Raw genomic sequence first — 18,788 nt, 5'->3', positions numbered from 1 at the left:
ACGAAGTCGCGCCGATGATAGTGCGGATTGCCCGCGTGAAAGTAGGTCATCGTCAGACTCCCCACAACACAACGCCCCTCAGCTCAATGCTGCAGGGGCGTTGGCTTTTTGGGTGGCGCAGACGCAAGCCCCGCAGACTCTATCGTTATCTCATATCCATGCTGATACAGAGCCTCCCTCAAGATTACGAAACCCAATTGGCGGAGAAAGTGGCTGCGTTCAATGCCGCGTTCTCCGAATTCGGCGCTCCCGCCCCAGAGGTGTTTGCTTCGGCCCCCTCGCACTACCGCATGCGGGCCGAGTTTCGTGTCTGGCACCAAGGCGAACGCCTGGATTTTGCGATGTCAGATCCGCAGGATCCCAAGCGAGCTGTTGTGATTGAGAGCTTCCCGGCCGCATCGCGTCGAATTTGCGATGCCATGCCTGACCTGCGCGCATATCTGGAAGGCAGCCTGGTGCTACGCCAGCGGCTGTTTCAGGTGAACTTTCTTTCTACACTCAGCGGGGAGCTGATGATCACGCTGCTGTATCACCGGAAGCTGGAGGGCGACTGGGAGAAGGCGGCACAAAGCCTGGGGGAGAGATTCAATGCACAGGTCGTCGGGCGTAGCCACAAGCAGAAGCTGGTACTGGGGCGTGATTGGCTGCTTGAGGAGCTTGCCGTGGGGAAGCGTCTTCTGCGCTACCAACAGATTGAAGGGTGTTTCAGTCAGCCAAATGCGGGAACAAATCGTCTGATGCTGGACTGGGCGACAGAGCAGGTGAGGAAACTTGGCGGGGACTTGCTGGAGTTGTACTGTGGCAATGGCAACTTCACCGTAGCATTGGCCCCCCTGTTCGACAAAGTGCTCGCGACAGAAGTCAGTAAATCCTCCACTCGCGCCGCTCACTACAACCTTGATGCCAACGGAATTGGTAATGTTGCTATCGCTCGGATGTCCAGCGATGAAATCAGTGATGCATTGGCAGGTGGCCGAGAGTACCGCCGCTTGCGCAACATTCACCTTGATACGTACCGCTTCAGCACGATTTTCGTTGACCCCCCACGCTCCGGGCTCGACCCCGCAACTGTGGAGCTGGCTCGTGGATTCGCCAACATTCTCTACATCTCCTGCAACCTGCGGACATTGAAAGACAATGTTGCTGCTTTGCAGGCTACGCATTCACTCGTATCAACGGCTGTGTTCGACCAGTTTCCTTATACACACCATATGGAATGCGGAGTTTTGCTGAAGCTGCGCGCATAAATGGGGGGGTGCAGCGCGTAGCGGATCCGGGCTGTCTGGCCGGTCGCAGCCGGCATGTCTGCATCGAATTGGTTGAAGGGAATGAAGGTGGCGCCGCGGCTGAGCGTGCGCACCTTGTCGCTGCGGCTGATGGCCGGTCGTGCGGCTTAACAGGCTTCGATATGGCGGACGACGTGGCACGAATCTTGGGACGGCCTGGCGATTGGTTTGACAGCCTCTCTGTCACGGCTAGCGGATTTTCACTTGGCGATGCCGCATGAGGAATTGATGTTGACGCGTCGTAGCTGCAAGTTTGCGACAATTCAACGGCGTGCCTTTTCCAGCCAGGTCAGTACTTCCAGTGTCTGACCTTCTGCTGCGATGAGGTCAAGCCTTCGGCCGCGTGCCGGGCGGACGCAGATGTATTCGAAGTCAAAGCCGATGCCACTCGCCCGTCGTGCCTGACAGCGGGCCGCGCGCAGATCAATTTCCAATTGTCCATCGGCGCTGTGCAGTATTGGCCCGTCAAGATAGAAGCTGCGCATTCGTGAACCAGACAGCAAACTGATCGATGACAGCGGGATCGCCCATATCAGCCAGGCAAGCAGTGGTCCTACCAAGAAAATTATCACTAGCGCGCCCAGTATGCCTTTGTTGTTCTCTGTCAGAGAGGCCAGAACTATGGTACGTCCCCGGTTTCCAAGACAGTTAAACGGACTGCTTTGAGGCAGCCGCTTCAAACGTCATCGGGGCGACGCCCCCGAGATGTCCATGCCGTCGCTGGCGGTTGTAGAACACCTCGATATAGTCGAACACATCACTGCGTGCCTCGTCACGTGTTCGATAGATTTTTCCGCGAATGCGCTCCTTTTTCAGGCTGCTGAAGAAGGACTCGGCCACCGAGTTGTCCCAACAATTGCCGCGCCGACTCATGCTGATCTCCAAGCCATGCTCACGACAGAAACGCTGCCAATCGTCACTGCCGTACTGGACGCCCTGGTCCGAGTGAATCATCACGGACGTTTTGGGGCGTCGGCGCCAGATCGCCATCAGCAAGGCATCGAGCGCTAGCGCCCGGGCCAACGTCGACTTCATGGACCAACCAATCACCGCACGCGAGTACAGATCGAGCACCACCGCCAAATACAGCCAGCCTTCAGCCGTGCGTAGATACGTAATGTCGGTCACCCACGCCTGGTCTGGCTCCGGAACGGTGAATTGCCGTTGCAGCTTGTTGGGCGCCACCGCTGATGGCTTGCCTGCCCTGTAGCGGTAGCGCTGGGGCGAGCGAACCGAGCGCAGTCCGTGTGCGCGCATCAAACGGGCCACGCGGTGCTTGCCCACCGACTCGCCGGCCTCCCTCAGGTCACGATGCACGTTGCGCGAGCCATAGACGCCGCCACTGGCCAGGTACGACTCCTCAATGCGAACCAGCAGGCGTGCATCCTCGATGGCACGCGCCGATTGTGGCTGGGCTTGCCAGGCATAGAAGCCACTGCGCTGGACCTTGAGCACCCGGCACATCACGGCCACTCTGAACTCACGCTGATGCGCCAGCATGAACGCGTACTTCGCCCTTACCCCCTGGCAAAGTACGCGGCGGCCATTTTTAGGATGTCGCGCTCCTCTTCGACACGGCGCAGCTCGGCGCGAAGGCGCTGATTCTCCTTGAGCAGGTCGGCCTCCTGCTGAGCGCTGCGCGCCTGCTGGCTGACACCAGATTCGCGCAACCAGGCATACAGGCTGTGGCTCGATACGCCCAAGCGTTGCGCAACCTCCGCCACCGGGTAGCCACGTTCGGTGACCTGCTTGACTGCCTCGGCCTTGAACTCGTTTGTGTATCGCTTGCTAACCATGATTCCTCCGATCTCAAAAACACCATATCAGGTGTCTAGGAAACCGGGGACGTACCAATATGTTGTGCGTGCCCGTGCAGGTTTGACCATTCCAATTCATCCCTACCGCACAACGCTGCCAGATCAGGCCGGTTTTCGTATCCTTGATCTGGGTGCCATGCCCAAAGGGAGATAGCGCTTGGCGATCAGGGACGTGGCCGATGCTTCCTTGCGCGCGGCGGAAGGAGTCGCAAGGGGCGCAACAGACGTCTTGTTCTGCACCACCGGAGGCTCTTGCGCCAGTGCCGTGCCGATCAAAAGCAAGGCACACAGCCCCCTCAGTTTCTGATTCAAGACACATACCCTTTCAGAATCAAAACCTTCATCATCAAGCACGCCACGCGCAGACCGAGGTAAGCCCCCGGAATAATTTTTGGGTCTTGCACTACAGGTCTTTGAGGTTCAAGAACAGATATGGGTGGGTCCCGGTTTTACTCGCAGCGCAAAGGAAAACCCGACGCAAGTTTGCCTTGCACTCATCTCTATTGAATTTTTTGTGCAGAATTGGCCACACAGCGCATGGCGTAATCTGCAAATCTTCCTGTCGGATCGACTGGCAACCGCACCATGGTCATTGCGCGCATCTCCATCGCTATCGGCTCCAGATTTTCTTGACCACGGGTTACTTTCTTTGTCCCGGTTTCTGGTCCCTTGGGGTTGAGGACGGGTGAATTTGCGTAGTACTTCGCGTCATACCAATCCAGCGTCCAGTCCGCTCCGTTCGAGACCAAGTCGTATAAACCAAGAGGGGAGGGCGGGAAGAGTCCTACCTCGTACCAAGAGCTTGCATACCCATCACGGTTGTGTTTTTCAAGCCACTCATAAGTCGGCACATTGCGCCCTGCTTCTATCTTGCCGTTGTCTGTGGCGTAGATCACCATCTGGCCCCGGTTACGGGCGGCATATTCCCACTGCGCTTCCGTAGGTAAGTCCATTGGCGTGCCCACTTGCTTGCCCAGCCATTGGCAATAGTCACGTGCGGCTTGCCAGCGAGCCCTGGCAGGTGCTGTACGACGTTTGTACTCGAGGTCGCGCGGATCTTGCGCAATCTTCTTCTGCCCAGTCGCTTCAGTGTAGACGTCGTAGTCTTCATACGTTGTTTTGTAGGCGGCGATGGAGAAGCTATCCAACGTGACCTTGTGCAGTGGCATGGTGTCCAGAGCTCCGTAGTAGGGCAGCTTGGCCGGGCTATGCACCGTCCCGAAGTCGCCCATCTCGAATGTGCCCCCCTCTACAAACACCAGGTTCTTTTTGGTCTTGGCTACCAGTGCTTGCAAGGCCGTGAAGCTGGAGGCTTGTGCGTCACTTGCTCCTGGTACGGCGGTGGCCTCGCATGTGACACAGCTCAGTGCAAAAGCCAAGCAGGCGACCGTCTGCTTTGTGACCATCGCTATTGAATTTTCTGTGCAGAGTTGGCCACGCAGCGCATGGCGTAACCCATAAACTTGTTAGGCCCAGGTTCGTCTGGCAGACGCACCATGGTCATGGCGCGCATTTCCATGCCTTCTGGCGATAAGTTCTCCTGACCTCGCGTTACTTTCTCCGTCCCCGTTTTTGGCCCCTTGGGGTTGAGGATGGGGGAGTTCGCGTAGTACTTCGCGTCATACCAATCCAGCGTCCAGTCCGCCCCGTTCGAGACCAGATCGTATAAGCCAAGAGGCGACGGTGGAAACAAGCCAATTTCATACAGTGAATGAATAGACGAGTAATCACCTCCAGCTTGATTGTGTTCCTCCAACCACTCATAGGTTGGCACATTGCGCCCCGCATCTATCTTGCCGTTGTCTGTGGCATAGATCACCATCTGGCCCCGGTTACGGGCGGCATATTCCCATTGAGCCTCGGTGGGTAAGTCCATGGGGGTGCCCACTTGCGTGCCCAGCCATTGGCAATAGTCACGCGCGGCTTGCCAGTGAGTCCTGGCAGGCGCTGTGCGGCGCTTGTAGTAGATGTCTCGCGGATCTTGCGCAATCTTCTTCTGCCCAGTCGCTTCCGTGTAGACGTCGTAGTCTTCATACGTCGTCTTGTAGGCTGAGATGGAGAAGCTATCCAATGTGACCTTGTGAAGCGGCATGGCGTCCAGAGCCCCGTAGTAGGGCAGCTTGGCCGGGCTATGCACCATCCCGAAGTCGCCCATCTCGAATGTGCCCCCCTCAACAAAGATCAGGTTTTTTTTGGTCTTGGTGACCAGAGCTTGCAGGGCGCTGCTTTCGGGGGGCGGCGCTTTTGCGTCAGTTGTAGGCGAGGGGCTGGAAGGTTCGCAAGCGGTCAAGCATAGCGCCAAACTCATGCTCAGGGCGCGGACAGGAAGTGATGTGAACATGATTAGCCGACCGGATTTTCGAGGTTTGAGACGGTAAACGATGGACTGGTTTTTTGGCCGGAAATGTTGAAGGCCGGTGTGTCATTCATAGCCACCTTGTAACCTTTGGGGAAAGTTCCTTTAAGCCTTGCCTTCATTTCAAAGAATTTAGTGAGGTAAGGGTTGTCCATTCCCTTGTTGGCTGCGTTTTTGCCTGCATTGGTGTTGGCAAAGGCTTTCTGCAGATCGTCGGACAGATTCAGGCCGTTGTTCAGCAAACGCAGAACGTCACCTTCGGCTTCGCCAGCGGTACGGGGGGCTTCTTTGTCAGCGCGCGGCCTCGCGGCGGTTTTTGCGGTGAGTTTTCCACCACGGGCGGTCATATGCTGAAACACGTTCTCCCATTCAGCGGTGAGTTGCACAGGCGTCAGTATTTTGATGATGGCTTGCTTGCGCCTGTCTAGGTAGTGGATGTTCGGCAGATAGCCCGTTCCCTCCCTTTTCACCGCCGGTGTATCGCTCGTATGGTCGTAGGCCCAGTGACGCGTCAGCTGATAGAGGAGCATGCCGCGCGTTTCAGGGGTTGCATACACCAGCCAGTGTGGATTTCGCATGATGCCGTCAAGCATTTTTTTGCGGGCATCGGAGCGGTCAATAGTTTTAAGCATGGCAGTAAAGCTTTCATCTATTTGATCCGCCGACTTCGCCAAGGCCTGCCCCAACGGAGTTTGCTCGCCAACCATCATCACCAAAACTTTTGATAGAGCCTGGAAGGCTACTTTGTCCACAAACACCAATTCTCGGAATCCCGCGTGCTGCAACTGCATGGCGAGCCACTTCACCAGTTCGGCCATCTGGTCGAGGTTCACTGCGAAATCCAGCGCCCCCTTGGCACCAGGGCCGAAGGTCAGGCCTGCGGCGAGCTTGAAGCGGAACTTGCCTAGGGCGTAGTACATGTGAAAGTTGAGCTTGGCTCCGATGCCCGCACTAAGTGCGAAGTCGAAGGCCACGTCGGCAAGGCTGACGAATTCCTTTTTTTCCGGCGGTAGCCATTGCAAGCTGCCCTTTGGAATGATGCCGCCCTCAACCCCGGCAAAAGCGTCCACACTGGCTTTGACGCCTGTGCCATCGGGCATTGCGGTGTTCTCGCCATCGGCTTCAAAGCGCGGCAGTTTGATGGGCTTGTTTTTGTCTTTCCAGGCCGTCTTCACCATGCTTGTATAGTCGGGGCCTTTGTCGCGGGGCTTGCCTTCGAGCGATGGGCCGACCCCGGGCATGAACTTGAGGGTGGCACTGCCCTCCATCGCGATTTTCGCGCCCACAAACCCATACAGCGTCAGCTCCAGATACACGCGTATGGCACCAAGGTCTTGGCCACCGCAGGTCATCAGCCAGCCTGCGCGCGAGGGCACGGCATAGTGCATGGCATAGCTGCCCTCGCACGCCACCACCTTGCCTTGCAGGTTGGCGCTGATGCCCACCTTGCCCTTGCGCCAGTCCATCTCGCTTTGTGCGCCCGCTGCGCCGACAAGGCGCAGCCACTGCGCAGAGTATTCGGTGTCAAATGACTCGCTGTGCTCGATGCTGTCGGCCATTTGCCCGCCAAAGCCGGGCAAGTCCAGAGTGCCGTAGGCTTTTTCATCGAGCATCTTGGTCTTGAGCTCTCCGACGATGTTCGAAATGGATTTCCTCAATAGCTCGCGGTCTACGGCCCCAGTTCCCAGGGGATTGCGTGTGGGTGGGGCTTTGCCGGGTTTATCGGCGTAGTAGGCTTCTTTTCTGGCGACATCAGCCGCTTTTTTAGCTGCAGCCTTTTGGGCTTCGTCGGTATTTTTTGCGGCTTCCTCTTTTTCGGCTTTGGCTTTGGCTGCCGCATTGTTTTTTTGCAGATTGTTCGAAGCATCAACGGCGGTGTGGCCTTTGCCTTCGTATTGTTTCTTTGTAGTGCCGTCGATGTCCTTCACGGTGAGTTTGATGCTGAAGTGCTCGCGGTTGATGCGGTTGTTCTTGAGCTGCAGGTAGCGGCTTGCATTGACGTAACGTCGGCGCAGTTCCGTCTTGGGCTTGCCATCGAGCTTTCCGGTGGAGACCGTCTCGAAGGTGTAAACCTCCCTGATGTCTGTCGGTTGTTTGAAGTTCTTGTTCAGTGTTTCTTTGACTTTGTCTTCTGCCAAGCCCAATGCTTTCTCTGCCGCGGCGACGGCATCGGCGTCTCCCGACTCAAGTGCTTTGACAACATCCGCCTGCGCTTGATGTTTCGTGCGAAGTACAGCATCAAACTGGCCGCTAAATTTTTCGAATTCTTCAAAGTCTTTCCGAGGTACTACCAGCAATTCTTGCGTTTGCGGGTTGAGTACTACGGGGGCTGAAGTCACCCCAGACAGGGGCACGGTATGGTTGGGTGCGGGGGCCGTAGTCGCGGAGATGGTTTTAAACGGAACGTTATGGTGGATTGCTGTGCCGCCCTGCACAAAAGGATCAAGGTATCCGGTTTTGATAAGCGCGCTGGTTCCGGGGTAGGTGAACTCGAAGCTGACGCTATCGGTGCACCAGATCCGCTCCGTCATGCCTTTCGCATCTGTTGTGCCGGCAATGAGCTGACCTGATTTGGCATCACGCGCTCGCACCCTCTTTCCCTGGTTGTCGAGCATGAAGGCTTTAAACGAGGCACCTGCAATAGGCTTGTTTGTCGCAGAGTGAACGAGCAGTGCGCGTTGAAACGCTAGCAGCGCGACTTTTCCAATGCTGTTGCCGGTAGTGCTGTGGCCCGACACCTCGATTTGTAGCTGGGAGATTTCTTGATCTTCCATGCGGATCACAGGTGCTTCGTAACGGCTGCTGACAGGGTTCCAGATTTTTATCTGGAACTTTTGTGCCGTCGTGGCGGGATTCTCGAACAGCGTTGTTTCTCCATTGGGGCCTGCCACGCCGCGTGCAATTTCGGTGTTTGATTCATTGACAATCTGGTATTGCGTATTCGCGCTGGCATGCCTGCCACCGTACGTATCCAGGTAATACAAAAAAAATTGCCCGTGTGCCATGTCGCTACTCTTCGGTTAGTTTTCTTGCGGCTGAACGTGGTAACCCTGATGTTCGTCGTCTTGCAGATATACGTGCACTCGTTGTGCAAAGTCCGTAGTGATCTGCTGCGTGCGCCCCTGAGCGTCGGTTTTACCTGTAGCCAATACGCTTCCGTCGGGGCCGAACATCACATAGCTTGCCCCCTTGATGGGCTCGCCCGTTGACGTCGTCGCCTGGTAACGCAGGTAGTGCGCACCCGACGACAAGTTGAGGTTGGACTGAGTAAAGCTGACTGGGGCTGGCGACACACTCTTTGCACTCGTCAAATTCCGCTGACTCGCGAGCAAGGACACCTTGCCCGGTGCTGTAAGCGTGATGTTCCCGCCCGAGATCTGTATCGACGCACCGCCTGCAGTGAGCTGCAGGTCGTTCTTGCCTTGCAGCAGCACATCCTTGGTGGTGGAGGTGATCGTTACCTTTTTGTCGGCGTTGAAGTCGGCCTTGTCGCTTTGCGCTTGCACGCTCAGCTTGCCTTTGGCAGCGTGGAGCATGAGGCCTTTGTCGCTGACTGGTCGCTTGGCGTCGGATTGCTTGCCGTAGGTGTAGAGCGCGATGCCGTCTTTCACCGCCCAAGCGCTCTTGCCTTGTGCGGCGAGATGGATGTCCTGCGCGGCGAGCGTGAGCGTGTCACCCGCGTTGAGGATGGCGTCCTTGGGCGTGAGCGTACCGATGCCGGCGGGGGACTCGGCGACGATCATGGGTTCGCTCCAGGCTGGGGCCGTGCCAGCCCCAGCCGGTGAGGAGTCAGGAGTGAGGGGTGAGGAGCCGCCCTGTGTGTCGGTCTGGGTCAGCACCTCGCTGCTGTGCGCCAGTTGTTCGGCTGCGGCGAGCTTGTCGGGTGCCGGGTCGCCTTGCAGGTCGGCCTTTTGCTTCTGCGCGGATTCGGCCAGCGTCTTGACGAGGCTATGCGCCGCGTCGAGCTGGTTGCTGGCCAGCCGCGCATCCATCTGTGTGCCGCTGGCGTTGTTGCGGGCATCGGTGCTGAGCAGCAGGCCGCTGCCGGCGCGCAGTGCGCCGGACTGCAGCGTGGCTAGTTCGGCGCCGTGGGCGCGGTAGGCGAGGCGCTGGTTGTCGGTCTGGTGGCGGATCGCACCGAGGTTCAGCGTGCTGGCGAACTGCGTAGTCGCCAGCTGGGTGCGCGGCTCGTTGGGCGTGAGGTCGAAGACGAGCTGGTTGTAGCCGCCGCTGCCACTCTGGCTGGCGGATAGGGCTTGGGTCTTGATGCCGGCGAGTGTGTCGGGGTGGGCGTGGCGTTCGCCTGCGGCCCTCACCCCCTGCCCCTCTCCCGCAGGGAGAGGGGAGGTGTCGCCCGCGAACCATGCGGGGGCGTTGCCGGTGGCCACACCTGCGCCGCTGGCGACCTGGTTGTTTTGTGCGTTGGCGGCGCCCTGGCCGTTGTAGAGCGCACCGACGACCACCGGGCGGTCGATGTCGCCCTCGATGAATTCCACCAGCACTTCTTGCCCCACGCGCGGGATGAAGTGGCCGCCCCAGTTGGCGCCGGCCCACGCGGTCATCACGCGCACCCAGCTCCAGGCGGCCTTGTCGCCCGAGGCGTCTTCCGCGCCCGAAGGATGCGTGAGGCGGCTGTGACTCTGGTTGCCACGCTGCCAGTGGAACTGCACGCGGATGCGGCCGTCGCGGTCGGTGTGGACGGGTTGGTTTGCATCGCCGACAACGATGGCCGATTGCGCGCCGCGCACGGTGGGGCGGGCTCGCAATGTGATGCCGCGTGCATCTTGTGCGATGGGCCGGAAGGGGACGGGGGCGGGGAGGAGGGTGAAGCTGTTTGAATACAGTGAGGAGTCAGGAGAGAGGAGTGAGGAGTCGCCCTGCAGCGCAGCGAGTCCCTTGCTCAAGCTGGGATTGAGGTTGTTGCGCGCATGGTGTGCCACGCGCAGCAGGGCGTAGCGGTTGCGGTCGGCGGGGTCGGTGTCCGCCGGCATGTCGGCATCGAAGTGATTGTCGAGCGTGAAGGTGGTGCCGGGCGAGAGCGTGCGCACGGTGCCGCTGCCGGTGAGGGCCAGGCGTGCGGCTTCCAGCGCTTCGATCTGGCGGGCGGCGTAGCGCTCGCCCTGTTCGCGCGTCGGCCAGATGTAGGCGCCGGGGGCGTCGAAGCGGGTGAGCGGCATGTCGGCCACCGCTTCGTCGGGCGTGCTGCTGGCGGAGGCGCTGCGGGTGTCGAGGCTGCGATAGTCCCAGCTGGCGATCTCGATGCTGTGGGTGGCGAGGCTGCGCTGCGGCACGATGGACTGGATGGTGTCCTGCGACTCGGTGGCGTTGGCGCGGTGAAAGCGGATGCGGGCCTGCGCGTTCTCGGTAAAGGCGCCTGTGTGGTCGGCGATGACCATCTTGTGTGAGGCGCCATCCAGCGTGCCGCTGGCGGTGTGTTCGAACCAGTAGTAGAGGCCTTCCTCGGCCATAAGGCGTTCGATGAAGGCCAGATCCGTTTCGTTGTATTGCGTGCAGATGCTGCGCTTGGGGTAGGCCGAAGCGTCGGCGAGATCCAGGCGCCAGGCTGGCACCAGCGCGCCCTGTGCGGAGTAGTCGGCGAAGACCGCTTCGATGATCTCGGGGACCGACATGTCATGGAAGACGAAGCTGTCGCGGCGGTGGCCGAGGAACGCGAGCCAGGGCTCGATGCGCAGGCGGAAGTAACCGAAGGCGCCGTCGGCCTGCAGGCGCTCGAAGGCGGTGATGTGGCCGTGGAAGGGACGAAGTGCGAAGCGCGATTGCTGGGTGAGCAGCTCGATGAGGATAGGCTTGCCCAGCCAGTCCGGCGCGTCGAGGCTGGCGGTGGCGCAGAGGACTTTGAGGTCGAATGCGAAGCCCGCAGTGCACTCCTGGCTGTTCGACGATGGGCCGATCTCTTCGACACCCGTGAGCGTTTCGGCGAGCAGGCTGTGCACGACGTTGCCGGTGTGCAGGCGTATGAGGCGCGTGCTGTCCGTGTGACCCGGCATGAGGGCTTTGCGGATTTCTTCAGCGATGGTGGTCAGCGTGTCAGCCATGGGTCACCCGGTAGTGCGGGGGGTTGATGTGTTGGAGCCGGTTGTCATGCAAGTTCCCAGAACCAGATTGCTTTGCAGTTGAAGTAGCCGTAGACGCTGCAAAGCAGTGTTGCGTTGGCGGGTTCGAGCAAGTCGATGTGGCCGCCGTCGTAGCCGGTGATGGGCTCGAAGAACACGACGCCGCGCTTGTAGCTCAGATCATATTTGGCGATTTCGGCATCGGTGAAAATCTCTGGTTTGCCGAGGATGGAGCGCATCGACAACTGTTCGGCCAGGCGCGTGGTGCCGGGCTCGACGAACTTGCCTTGATGCCTTCCCGTCTTGACGGGCAAACGACCCATGAAGGGCAGGCCGCATTCGAGCAGCGTCAGGCTCATCCGCAGCGCGCTCTTGTTGATGCTGCCCGGGTTGGAGGCGCTCAGCGCCAGATCGGTAGCGGCAGTGTCAGACAAGAAATTTGCCGCCTTGAGTGCGGCGTAGCTGGGTTTCATGTTTTCACCTTGCAGGGCAGGGAGGATCTGAGTGCGCTTTCAATCAGCAACGACGCGCGTTGCTGCAGGCGGGCTGGTGAGGTTTTGCGTAGCGACGCAAAGACGAGTTCGTGCAGTGTGATGGACTTGGCACGGCTGTAGCTGCACCAGGCACGCCCTTCGCTCGCATCCATCACGCCAAGCAGATAGAGCTGGGCGCGTTCGCGGATGGCGGGTTCGGTATGTGTCCAGGCAGCGAGGAAGTCCACACCGTTGAGGTTCACCGTGTGGGCCGTTGGCGCTTGAGGTATCGATGGGACGATCAAAGGCGCCGAAGCTTCAACAGAGGCCCATGCGGGTGTGATCGCCGACATGATGGTTGCCGCACACAGGGATGACCGCAGGGCCGAATGTAGGGCCGACTTCAGTCGGCCACTCCGCTCGCCGACCGTGCCCGATGCGCAGCACCAGTGTGCGGCTGAAGCCGCACCTACGGAGCGGGCGTGGAGGAGATCAGCTGATCGCATACTTGAACTCGCCCTTGTCGCTGGCGGTGAGTTTGATCTTCTTGATCTCGCGCCCTTCGGCCATGCGCGAGAGCACGGTGCCGGCGATCTCGGGGAGCATGGTGCCGTTGAGGATGTTGTCGACGTTGCGGGCGCCGGAGTCGACTTCGGTGCAGCGGGCGAGCACGGCTTCGACGAGGTCGTCGGTGTAGCTGAGCGCGGCGTTGTGGTTCTCGGCGACACGGCGGGCGATGCGGTCGAGCTTGAGGCGGATGATCAGCTCCAGCACGTCATCGGAGATCGGGTAGTAGGGCACGACCTTGAGGCGGCCGAGGAAGGCGGGCTTGAAGGCCTTGTTGAGCTGCGGGCGGATCAGTGCGTCCAGTTCGTCAGGTGTCGGTTGTTCTTCTGCAGGCTTGTTCAGGCTGGCCTGCATCAGGGTGCCGGAGCCGACGTTGCTGGTGAGGATGATCAGGGTGTTGCGGAAGTCGATCTCGCGGCCCTCTGCGTCGTCCAGCACGCCCTTGTCGAAGACCTGGAAGAAGAGTTCGAGCACGTCGGGGTGGGCCTTCTCGACTTCGTCGAGCAGCACGACGGAGTAGGGCTTGCGGCGCACGGCTTCGGTGAGCACGCCGCCTTCGCCGTAGCCAACGTAGCCGGGGGGCGAGCCCTTGAGGCCGGAGACGGTGTGCGCTTCCTGGTACTCGCTCATGTTGATGGTGATGAGGTTGCGCTCGCCGCCGTAGAGCGATTCGGCGAGGGCCAGTGCGGTCTCTGTCTTGCCGACGCCGGAGGGGCCGACGAAGAGGAACACGCCCTTGGGCTTGTTGGGGTCTTCGAGATTGGCGCGCGCGGTGCGCACGCGCTGGGATATGGCTTCAAGCGCATGGGGCTGACCGATGACGCGTGCTTCGAGCGATTCCTTGAGCGTGAGCACGGCCTGGATTTCGTCCTTGACCATCTTGCCGAGGGGGATGCCGGTCCAGCTGGAGATGATTTCGGCGACCACGTTGCCGTCGACCTGCAGGGGCACCAGCGGGGTCTCGCCCTGCATGCCGCGCAGCTCGGCGGAGAGGGTTTCGAGTTCGAGGTGGGCGTCGCTCTTGGGGGCGGCCTTGGCTTTCTTTGACGGCTTGGTGTCGGAAGGCGCTTCGCTTTTCCGACTGACGTCGTCGGCTGTCGTGGTGGCTTGGTGTTCGAGGGCAGCCCGCTGTGCGCCGATCTTTTCGACAAGGGCTTTCTCCTGCTCCCAGCGTGCGCGGTCGGCGGTGAGCTGTGCGTTCAGGGCTTCACGTTCGGCTTCGAGTTCCTTGATGCGCGCGGCATGGTCGTGGCCGGTGGCGCGCTCGCGTGACAGCGAGGCGAACTCGGCTTCGATGCGGTCGAGGCGTTTGGTGGCGTCGTCGATGCGCGCGGGTGTGGCGCTCTGGCCGAGGGCGACGCGGGCGCAGGCGGTGTCGAGCACGCTGATGGCCTTGTCGGGCAGCTGGCGGCCGGTGATGTAGCGCGCCGAGAGGCGCACGGCTTCGGTGATGGCTTCGTCGAGGATGCGCACGTTGAAGTGCTTCTCCATCAGCGCACTCATGGCGCGCAGCATGGCGCTGGCGAGTTCTTCGGTGGGTTCTTCGACCTTGACGACCTGGAAGCGGCGGGCGAGGGCGGCGTCTTTCTCGAAGTACTTCTTGTACTCGCTCCAGGTGGTGGCGGCGATGGTGCGCAGCTCGCCGCGCGCGAGGGCGGGCTTGAGCAGGTTGGCGGCGTCGTTCTGGCCGGCCTGGCCGCCGGCGCCGATCATGGTGTGGGCTTCGTCGATGAAGAGAATGATGGGCGTGGGGCTCTTCTTTACTTCATCGATGACGTTCTTGAGGCGGTTCTCGAACTCGCCCTTGACGCTGGCGCCGGCTTGCAGCAGGCCCATGTCCAGCGTGTGCAGGGCGACGCCCTGCAGCGGAGGCGGTACGTCGCCGGTGGCGATGCGCAGCGCGAGGCCTTCGACGACGGCGGTTTTGCCGACGCCGGCCTCGCCGGTAAGGATGGGATTGTTCTGGCGGCGGCGCATCAGGATGTCGATGGCCTGGCGGATTTCCATGTCGCGGCCGATGACGGGGTCGATCTTGCCGTCCTTGGCGCGCTGCGTGAGGTTGGTGGTGAACTGGTCGAGCGCGGGCGTGCGCGGGTTGCCTTGCGAGGCGGCGGCCATGTCGCCAGCGTCAACGTCGCCGTCCGGGCTGCTCGCTGCATGGCTGACGGCCTGCACGGCTTCGTCGGAGCCGACGGTGAGCTCGGTGAGCTTGTGCTTGATGTCGTCGAGCGGGAACTTGACGAAGAGCTTGGAGCCACGGAAGGCCAGTTGCGACAGATCGGGCGAGGTGAGCAGGGCCAGCAGCAGGTGGCCGCTGCGGATCTGCGCGTTGCCGGATTCGAGCGAGGCGATCAGCCAGGCATGCTCGAACAGGGCGGGCAGGTGTTGCGAGAAAACCGGCGTGCGCGTGTTGCCATCCTTGAAGCGGGCGATCTCGGTATTGAGGTCGCGCTCCAGCGCGGTGAGGCTGACATCGCACTTGCGCGCCAGGCGCGCGAAGTCGGAGTTGTCGGTTTCGCACAACGCGAGGAAGAGGTGCTCGATGTCGACTTCGAAATTGCCGCGCGACATGCACAGCGATGCTGCGCGCTCGGCCGCCTTGCGACAGGTGTTGTTGAGTTTGCCGACGAGTACCTTGAGATTGTTGGACATGGTGCGTGGTGTGAGTGATGTTGAATGGGTATGCGTATCAATGAGGATCAGGCGGCGAGCGCTTGTTCTTCTTCGTGGGTGATGTCGTAGGCGACATCGCTGCGGTGTTCGTGGGTCATGCGCGTGAGCACCCAGGTGTTGTGGCCGAGGCGCGCGGTGCCGGCTTGCGAGTCGAGGCGGATAGGGCGTACGTCTTCCTTGCGCAGGATGGGGCGCACCGTGCATTCGAGCGTGATGCCCGAGAGCATGGCGAGCAGGCGCGTGATGGCTTCGGCGGCTTCGCCACCGGGCAGGAAGCGTTCGAAATCCTCACGTTTAAGTGGCCCGACATTGAGTTCGAACGCAGTCTGCACATGCCACATGCGATTGCCGCAGACGGTATCGACGCCAAGTCGCATGCTGCCGCCCAGCATGCTGAGCTGTTCGTCGGGCAGGGTGTGCCAGCGGCCCTGGAACTGCACGAGCTTGACGGGTACCTGGAAGTAGTCGGCGATGATGCGCTCGATGAGGTGTGCAGGGCGCGCACTGTGGCGCAGGGCGCCAGCGTAGTAGGCGAGCGTTTCGGCGAGTACCGGGCGCGCGGTGTCGCAGACCTTGTCCTGCACCGACGGATTGCCGGCACCGACGAGGGACAGCACCATGGGCAGAAAGCGTTCCTGCCGGTTGCGTTCGTACTGGAAGTAGAGACGGTACTTCTCCCAGGCGCGGTAGAAGAGTGCGACCGAGCGGTTGGTAAAGACGTCGAGGAAGGCGCGCGCGCCGCGATCGCGGTGGCGGATTTCGCGCTCGACGAGTTGCTCGGTGTAGGTGTGCGGCAGCGTGCCCTGGCTGCCGGTCATGCCGATGAAGGCGGGCGTCAGGTGGGCGCGCGTGATGGCGTCACTGGGGGGCTGTGGGGCGGACTCTGGCCACGCAACATCCTGCGTGCTCGCTTCGTCGTACTCGAACTGCAGTGCTTCAATCTCGCTTGGCGCGAAGCCGATGTTGAGCGAGTTGCCGAAGCGGATGTGCTCACCGACCGGGTCTTCATTGCCGGTCGCTCCGTTACGGCGGAAGTGTGTGACGAGCACGCGCACCGCCTGGAAAAACTCGAAGCGGTACGGCTCGGCGCGGAGGCGCTCGATTACACCAGGGTCTGGTCGCCGTTGCGCGGTGGGCATCGCATGATCTCCTCGTTCGTGTCCTGACGGATCAGAACGAGCTGCGTGAAGCTGTTGATGTGGACGTAGAGGCCGAAGAAGTGGTCGAGCAGGCGACCGACCTGTTCGACGCCCGTGCCGACAAAGTGTTGCGGATCGACACCGACACTGATCTCGATGCCTTTGACGAAGCTGGGAAAGGGGTCGCCGTTGATGCGTGCCGTGACGACACGGTGCTTGATGGACTGCAGGCCATCGATGATCTTGCGCGTTACGGGTGAGCGTGTGATGTCGTAGAGCGCCAGCGTCTCCTTGAGCGAGGCCAGGCCCGCCTCGGTGAGCGAGAGATGGTTCAGCGAAAGTTGCGAGATCAGGCGCCAGTGCGAGCCGCTGCGGTCGATGCGGGCCGTGGCGGTAGGCTTGCGCAGCAGGTTGATGCTGCGTGCAACGGAGCCGCCTTCAAGGAACAGATCGCCGCCGGCCACGCCAACAGGAATCTGCGAGGGCAGGTCGCGATTGGTGCAGGTGAGCTCGATCGACAGCGTTTCGGTTTTCTCGGCGCGCGGGTCGAAGTCGAGATCAACGACTGACATTTCGTATTCGAAGCCGGGACTGAGTTCCGCGACCTGCTCATCGCGCCGCAGGTGGTAGAAGCGGCCTGCCTCGCCGAGAGTCTCGCCATGCCGCAGGGCGTAGTAGGGGCGGTACTCCAGCAGACGCTCGCCGCGCACGCTCTTTTCGACCTTGGTGACGGCGTCGACCGAGTACAGCTCGAAAGCATGCGCGCGGCGACTGTCGGGCACGATGGGGTAGCTGGAGCGGGTGTGCGACAGGCGCACCGGCTCGGCGTTCTGGCGAAACAGGTTGACGACGGGCGTGCAGTGCGTGAGGAAGTTGCCCGCGCCGATGCGCTCCAGCAGTCGTACGTCTCGATCATCGTCGCGCTGTGAGCCGAGAATGAAGTGCAGCGTGATAGCCTTGCAGCCGGCCGGCAACTGCTCGCGCAAGGCAGCCATGTCGATGTCGACGAAGTTGAACTTTTCCGGGAAGGCGAAGAACTCGGACAACAGGCGATACGCCAGATGCGAGCGCGGATCGTAGTCGAGCAGTGACTCGTCCAGGCCATAGCCAACCGGGCGCGCAATGGCTTGTGTCTGTATGCGCCAGCGGTATTCGCCAGGCACTTCAAGTGCGACTTCCAGCGCACGCGACAGCAGGGCTTCACGCAGCTGGGCAACCAGCGAAGTTTCGCCTTCGATGAACAGGCGCAGCGCTTCGAGCGGCAAGGTGTCCAGGGTTAGCTGCGATGAGGCGGACTCCAGTTGCAGGCTCAGTAGTGCTCCAGCACCGACCGGGGGCAGGTAGCCCCGTGGCGGCGTGAAGGCTTCTTCAAAGCGGGCGCCGGTGACGCGCAGCGGCGAGAGCTGGACGTCGTAGGCCGTGCGGAACTTGCAGGCGATGCCTTTGACGGGGCGCGTCGTCAGCTGGGTGCCGCGTGCGACGGATGCAACGTCCGACAACTGCGCATCGGCTCCGGCCAGATCGAAGCGCGCGATGGAGCACGCCGGTAGCGGGCGCAGGTAATGCGGATACAGCACATCGAGAAAAGAGCTCGTCAGCTCGGGGAAATCGTCTTCGAGCTTCTTCTGCACACGGGCAGATAGCAGCGCGAAGGATTCGATCATGCGCTCGACGTGCGGGTCTTCGCAGGCGTCGCCGGATATCAGCAGGCGCGACGCAATCTTGGGATAGCGCGTGGCGAACTCGCGGGCGTGGCGCCGCAGGAAGGTCAGCTCGCGTTCGTAGTAGGGCAGCAGGTCGCGCATGGTTCGGCCCGCCTATCGATTTGCCGGATGCAGACGCGAGCGGGCGATCGAGTACTGCTGGGTGTTGGGTTGCAACAGCGCGTCGAAGCTGACCGGCTCGTTGGCGGGCGCGACATACAGCACTGCGCTGATGCCGAACTGCAGACAGCCGATGGAGGAACGGTCCGCTTCGAGATGAACCACCACGTCGCGAAGGCGCGGCTCGTGATGTTCGATGGTGCGTGCAAGGGTATTGCAGATCAGTTCGCGGTCACCGGGATTCGCCAGGCTCAGGCCGACGAAGTCTTCCATGCCGTAGCTGGCAACCGAGCGATGCGATTCGGGAAAACGGACAAAATGATCGGCCGACAGGGCGGCACGATTGTTGAGCAGGGACTCGAGGTCGCGGATGACCGAATCCTTCAACTCATCGACCGACCAGCGACGCAGGGGGTCGGCCTCGGCCTCGCGGTGCGGCGCGTCGTCGAACAGCCTTTCGAAGAGCGTCGGCAAGAATCCCGCCATGGCCTGATACGTCTTGTTGTTATGGGTAGAAAAGCATCCTGCGATGCAGGATCCTGAACTGCCGGAAGAGGGAGGCTCCCGACCGGACCGGACC

At 60.9% G+C, this 18,788-nt stretch carries 13 protein-coding genes; 1 reads left to right on the top strand and 12 read right to left on the bottom strand.

Going from position 1 to position 18,788, the window contains the following annotated elements; translation table 11 throughout:
- Window positions 1–158: 158 nt before the first annotated feature.
- Window positions 159–1,247, top strand: coding sequence for a tRNA (uridine(54)-C5)-methyltransferase TrmA (gene trmA, locus ABEA02_RS19825; RefSeq protein ID WP_345534881.1), 1,089 nt, complete (start codon window positions 159–161; stop codon window positions 1,245–1,247).
- Window positions 1,248–1,549: 302 nt separating this feature from the next.
- Here trmA and ABEA02_RS19820 read toward each other — a convergent pair whose 3' ends face one another.
- The 12 genes from ABEA02_RS19820 to tssE all read right to left on the bottom strand — a co-directional run bounded on the left by ABEA02_RS19820 (window position 1,550) and on the right by tssE (window position 18,694).
- A complete protein-coding gene (locus ABEA02_RS19820; protein WP_345534863.1) occupies window positions 1,550–1,771 on the bottom strand; it encodes a hypothetical protein in 222 nt (73 codons plus the stop codon).
- 163 nt (window positions 1,772–1,934) lie between these two features.
- A protein-coding gene (locus tag ABEA02_RS19815; protein ID WP_345534861.1) for an IS3 family transposase occupies window positions 1,935–3,082 on the bottom strand; the annotation gives its coding sequence in 2 pieces (ribosomal slippage) (window positions 1,935–2,833 and window positions 2,833–3,082; 1,149 coding nt in all).
- A 521-nt stretch (window positions 3,083–3,603) separates the two neighbouring features.
- A complete protein-coding gene (locus ABEA02_RS19810; RefSeq protein WP_345534860.1) occupies window positions 3,604–4,482 on the bottom strand; it encodes a formylglycine-generating enzyme family protein in 879 nt (292 codons plus the stop codon).
- 29 nt (window positions 4,483–4,511) lie between these two features.
- Entirely contained in the window at window positions 4,512–5,444 is a 933-nt protein-coding gene (locus tag ABEA02_RS19805; protein ID WP_345534859.1) for a formylglycine-generating enzyme family protein, read from the bottom strand.
- A gap of 2 nt (window positions 5,445–5,446) precedes the next feature.
- Window positions 5,447–8,464, bottom strand: coding sequence for a hypothetical protein (locus ABEA02_RS19800; protein WP_345534858.1), 3,018 nt, complete (start codon window positions 8,462–8,464; stop codon window positions 5,447–5,449).
- A 15-nt stretch (window positions 8,465–8,479) separates the two neighbouring features.
- A complete protein-coding gene (locus ABEA02_RS19795) occupies window positions 8,480–11,515 on the bottom strand; it encodes a type VI secretion system Vgr family protein (protein WP_345534856.1) in 3,036 nt (1,011 codons plus the stop codon).
- Window positions 11,516–11,559: 44 nt separating this feature from the next.
- The gene (locus tag ABEA02_RS19790) at window positions 11,560–12,006 is read right to left on the bottom strand and encodes a T6SS effector amidase Tae4 family protein (protein WP_345534854.1); all 447 of its coding nucleotides are present in this window, start codon (window positions 12,004–12,006) and stop codon (window positions 11,560–11,562) included.
- The gene (locus tag ABEA02_RS19785) at window positions 12,003–12,269 is read right to left on the bottom strand and encodes a Rap1a/Tai family immunity protein (protein WP_345534853.1); all 267 of its coding nucleotides are present in this window, start codon (window positions 12,267–12,269) and stop codon (window positions 12,003–12,005) included. Before ABEA02_RS19785 ends, ABEA02_RS19790 begins: the two co-directional genes overlap by 4 nt.
- 229 nt (window positions 12,270–12,498) lie before the next feature.
- On the bottom strand, window positions 12,499–15,225 hold the full coding sequence (tssH, locus tag ABEA02_RS19780) for a type VI secretion system ATPase TssH (RefSeq protein ID WP_345534852.1): 2,727 nt from the start codon (window positions 15,223–15,225) through the stop codon (window positions 12,499–12,501).
- Between the two features lie 47 nt (window positions 15,226–15,272).
- Window positions 15,273–16,385 (bottom strand): type VI secretion system baseplate subunit TssG, encoded by a 1,113-nt coding sequence (gene tssG, locus ABEA02_RS19775; protein WP_345534851.1) that lies wholly within the window; start codon window positions 16,383–16,385, stop codon window positions 15,273–15,275.
- Entirely contained in the window at window positions 16,349–18,190 is a 1,842-nt protein-coding gene (tssF, locus tag ABEA02_RS19770) for a type VI secretion system baseplate subunit TssF (protein ID WP_345534850.1), read from the bottom strand. Before tssF ends, tssG begins: the two co-directional genes overlap by 37 nt.
- 12 nt (window positions 18,191–18,202) lie before the next feature.
- Window positions 18,203–18,694 carry a type VI secretion system baseplate subunit TssE gene (tssE, locus tag ABEA02_RS19765; protein WP_345534848.1) on the bottom strand — a complete coding sequence of 164 codons (492 nt, stop codon included), beginning with the start codon at window positions 18,692–18,694 and terminating at the stop codon, window positions 18,203–18,205.
- Window positions 18,695–18,788 lie beyond the last annotated feature (94 nt).

Origin of the sequence: Viridibacterium curvum, assembly GCF_039544165.1 — a bacterium.
In the GTDB taxonomy this organism is placed as follows: domain Bacteria; phylum Pseudomonadota; class Gammaproteobacteria; order Burkholderiales; family Rhodocyclaceae; genus Viridibacterium; species Viridibacterium curvum.
This window is presented reverse-complemented; position numbering and strand designations above follow the sequence as displayed.

Coding starts and splice junctions, on each gene's coding strand:
- trmA (WP_345534881.1), top strand. CDS start 159: ATGCTGATACAGAGCCTCCCTCAAGATTACGAAACCCAATTGGCGGAG.
- ABEA02_RS19820 (WP_345534863.1), bottom strand. CDS start 1,771: ATGCGCAGCTTCTATCTTGACGGGCCAATACTGCACAGCGCCGATGGA.
- ABEA02_RS19805 (WP_345534859.1), bottom strand. CDS start 5,444: ATGTTCACATCACTTCCTGTCCGCGCCCTGAGCATGAGTTTGGCGCTA.
- ABEA02_RS19800 (WP_345534858.1), bottom strand. CDS start 8,464: ATGGCACACGGGCAATTTTTTTTGTATTACCTGGATACGTACGGTGGC.
- ABEA02_RS19795 (WP_345534856.1), bottom strand. CDS start 11,515: ATGGCTGACACGCTGACCACCATCGCTGAAGAAATCCGCAAAGCCCTC.
- ABEA02_RS19790 (WP_345534854.1), bottom strand. CDS start 12,006: ATGAAACCCAGCTACGCCGCACTCAAGGCGGCAAATTTCTTGTCTGAC.
- tssH (WP_345534852.1), bottom strand. CDS start 15,225: ATGTCCAACAATCTCAAGGTACTCGTCGGCAAACTCAACAACACCTGT.
- tssG (WP_345534851.1), bottom strand. CDS start 16,385: ATGCCCACCGCGCAACGGCGACCAGACCCTGGTGTAATCGAGCGCCTC.
- tssF (WP_345534850.1), bottom strand. CDS start 18,190: ATGCGCGACCTGCTGCCCTACTACGAACGCGAGCTGACCTTCCTGCGG.
- tssE (WP_345534848.1), bottom strand. CDS start 18,694: ATGGCGGGATTCTTGCCGACGCTCTTCGAAAGGCTGTTCGACGACGCG.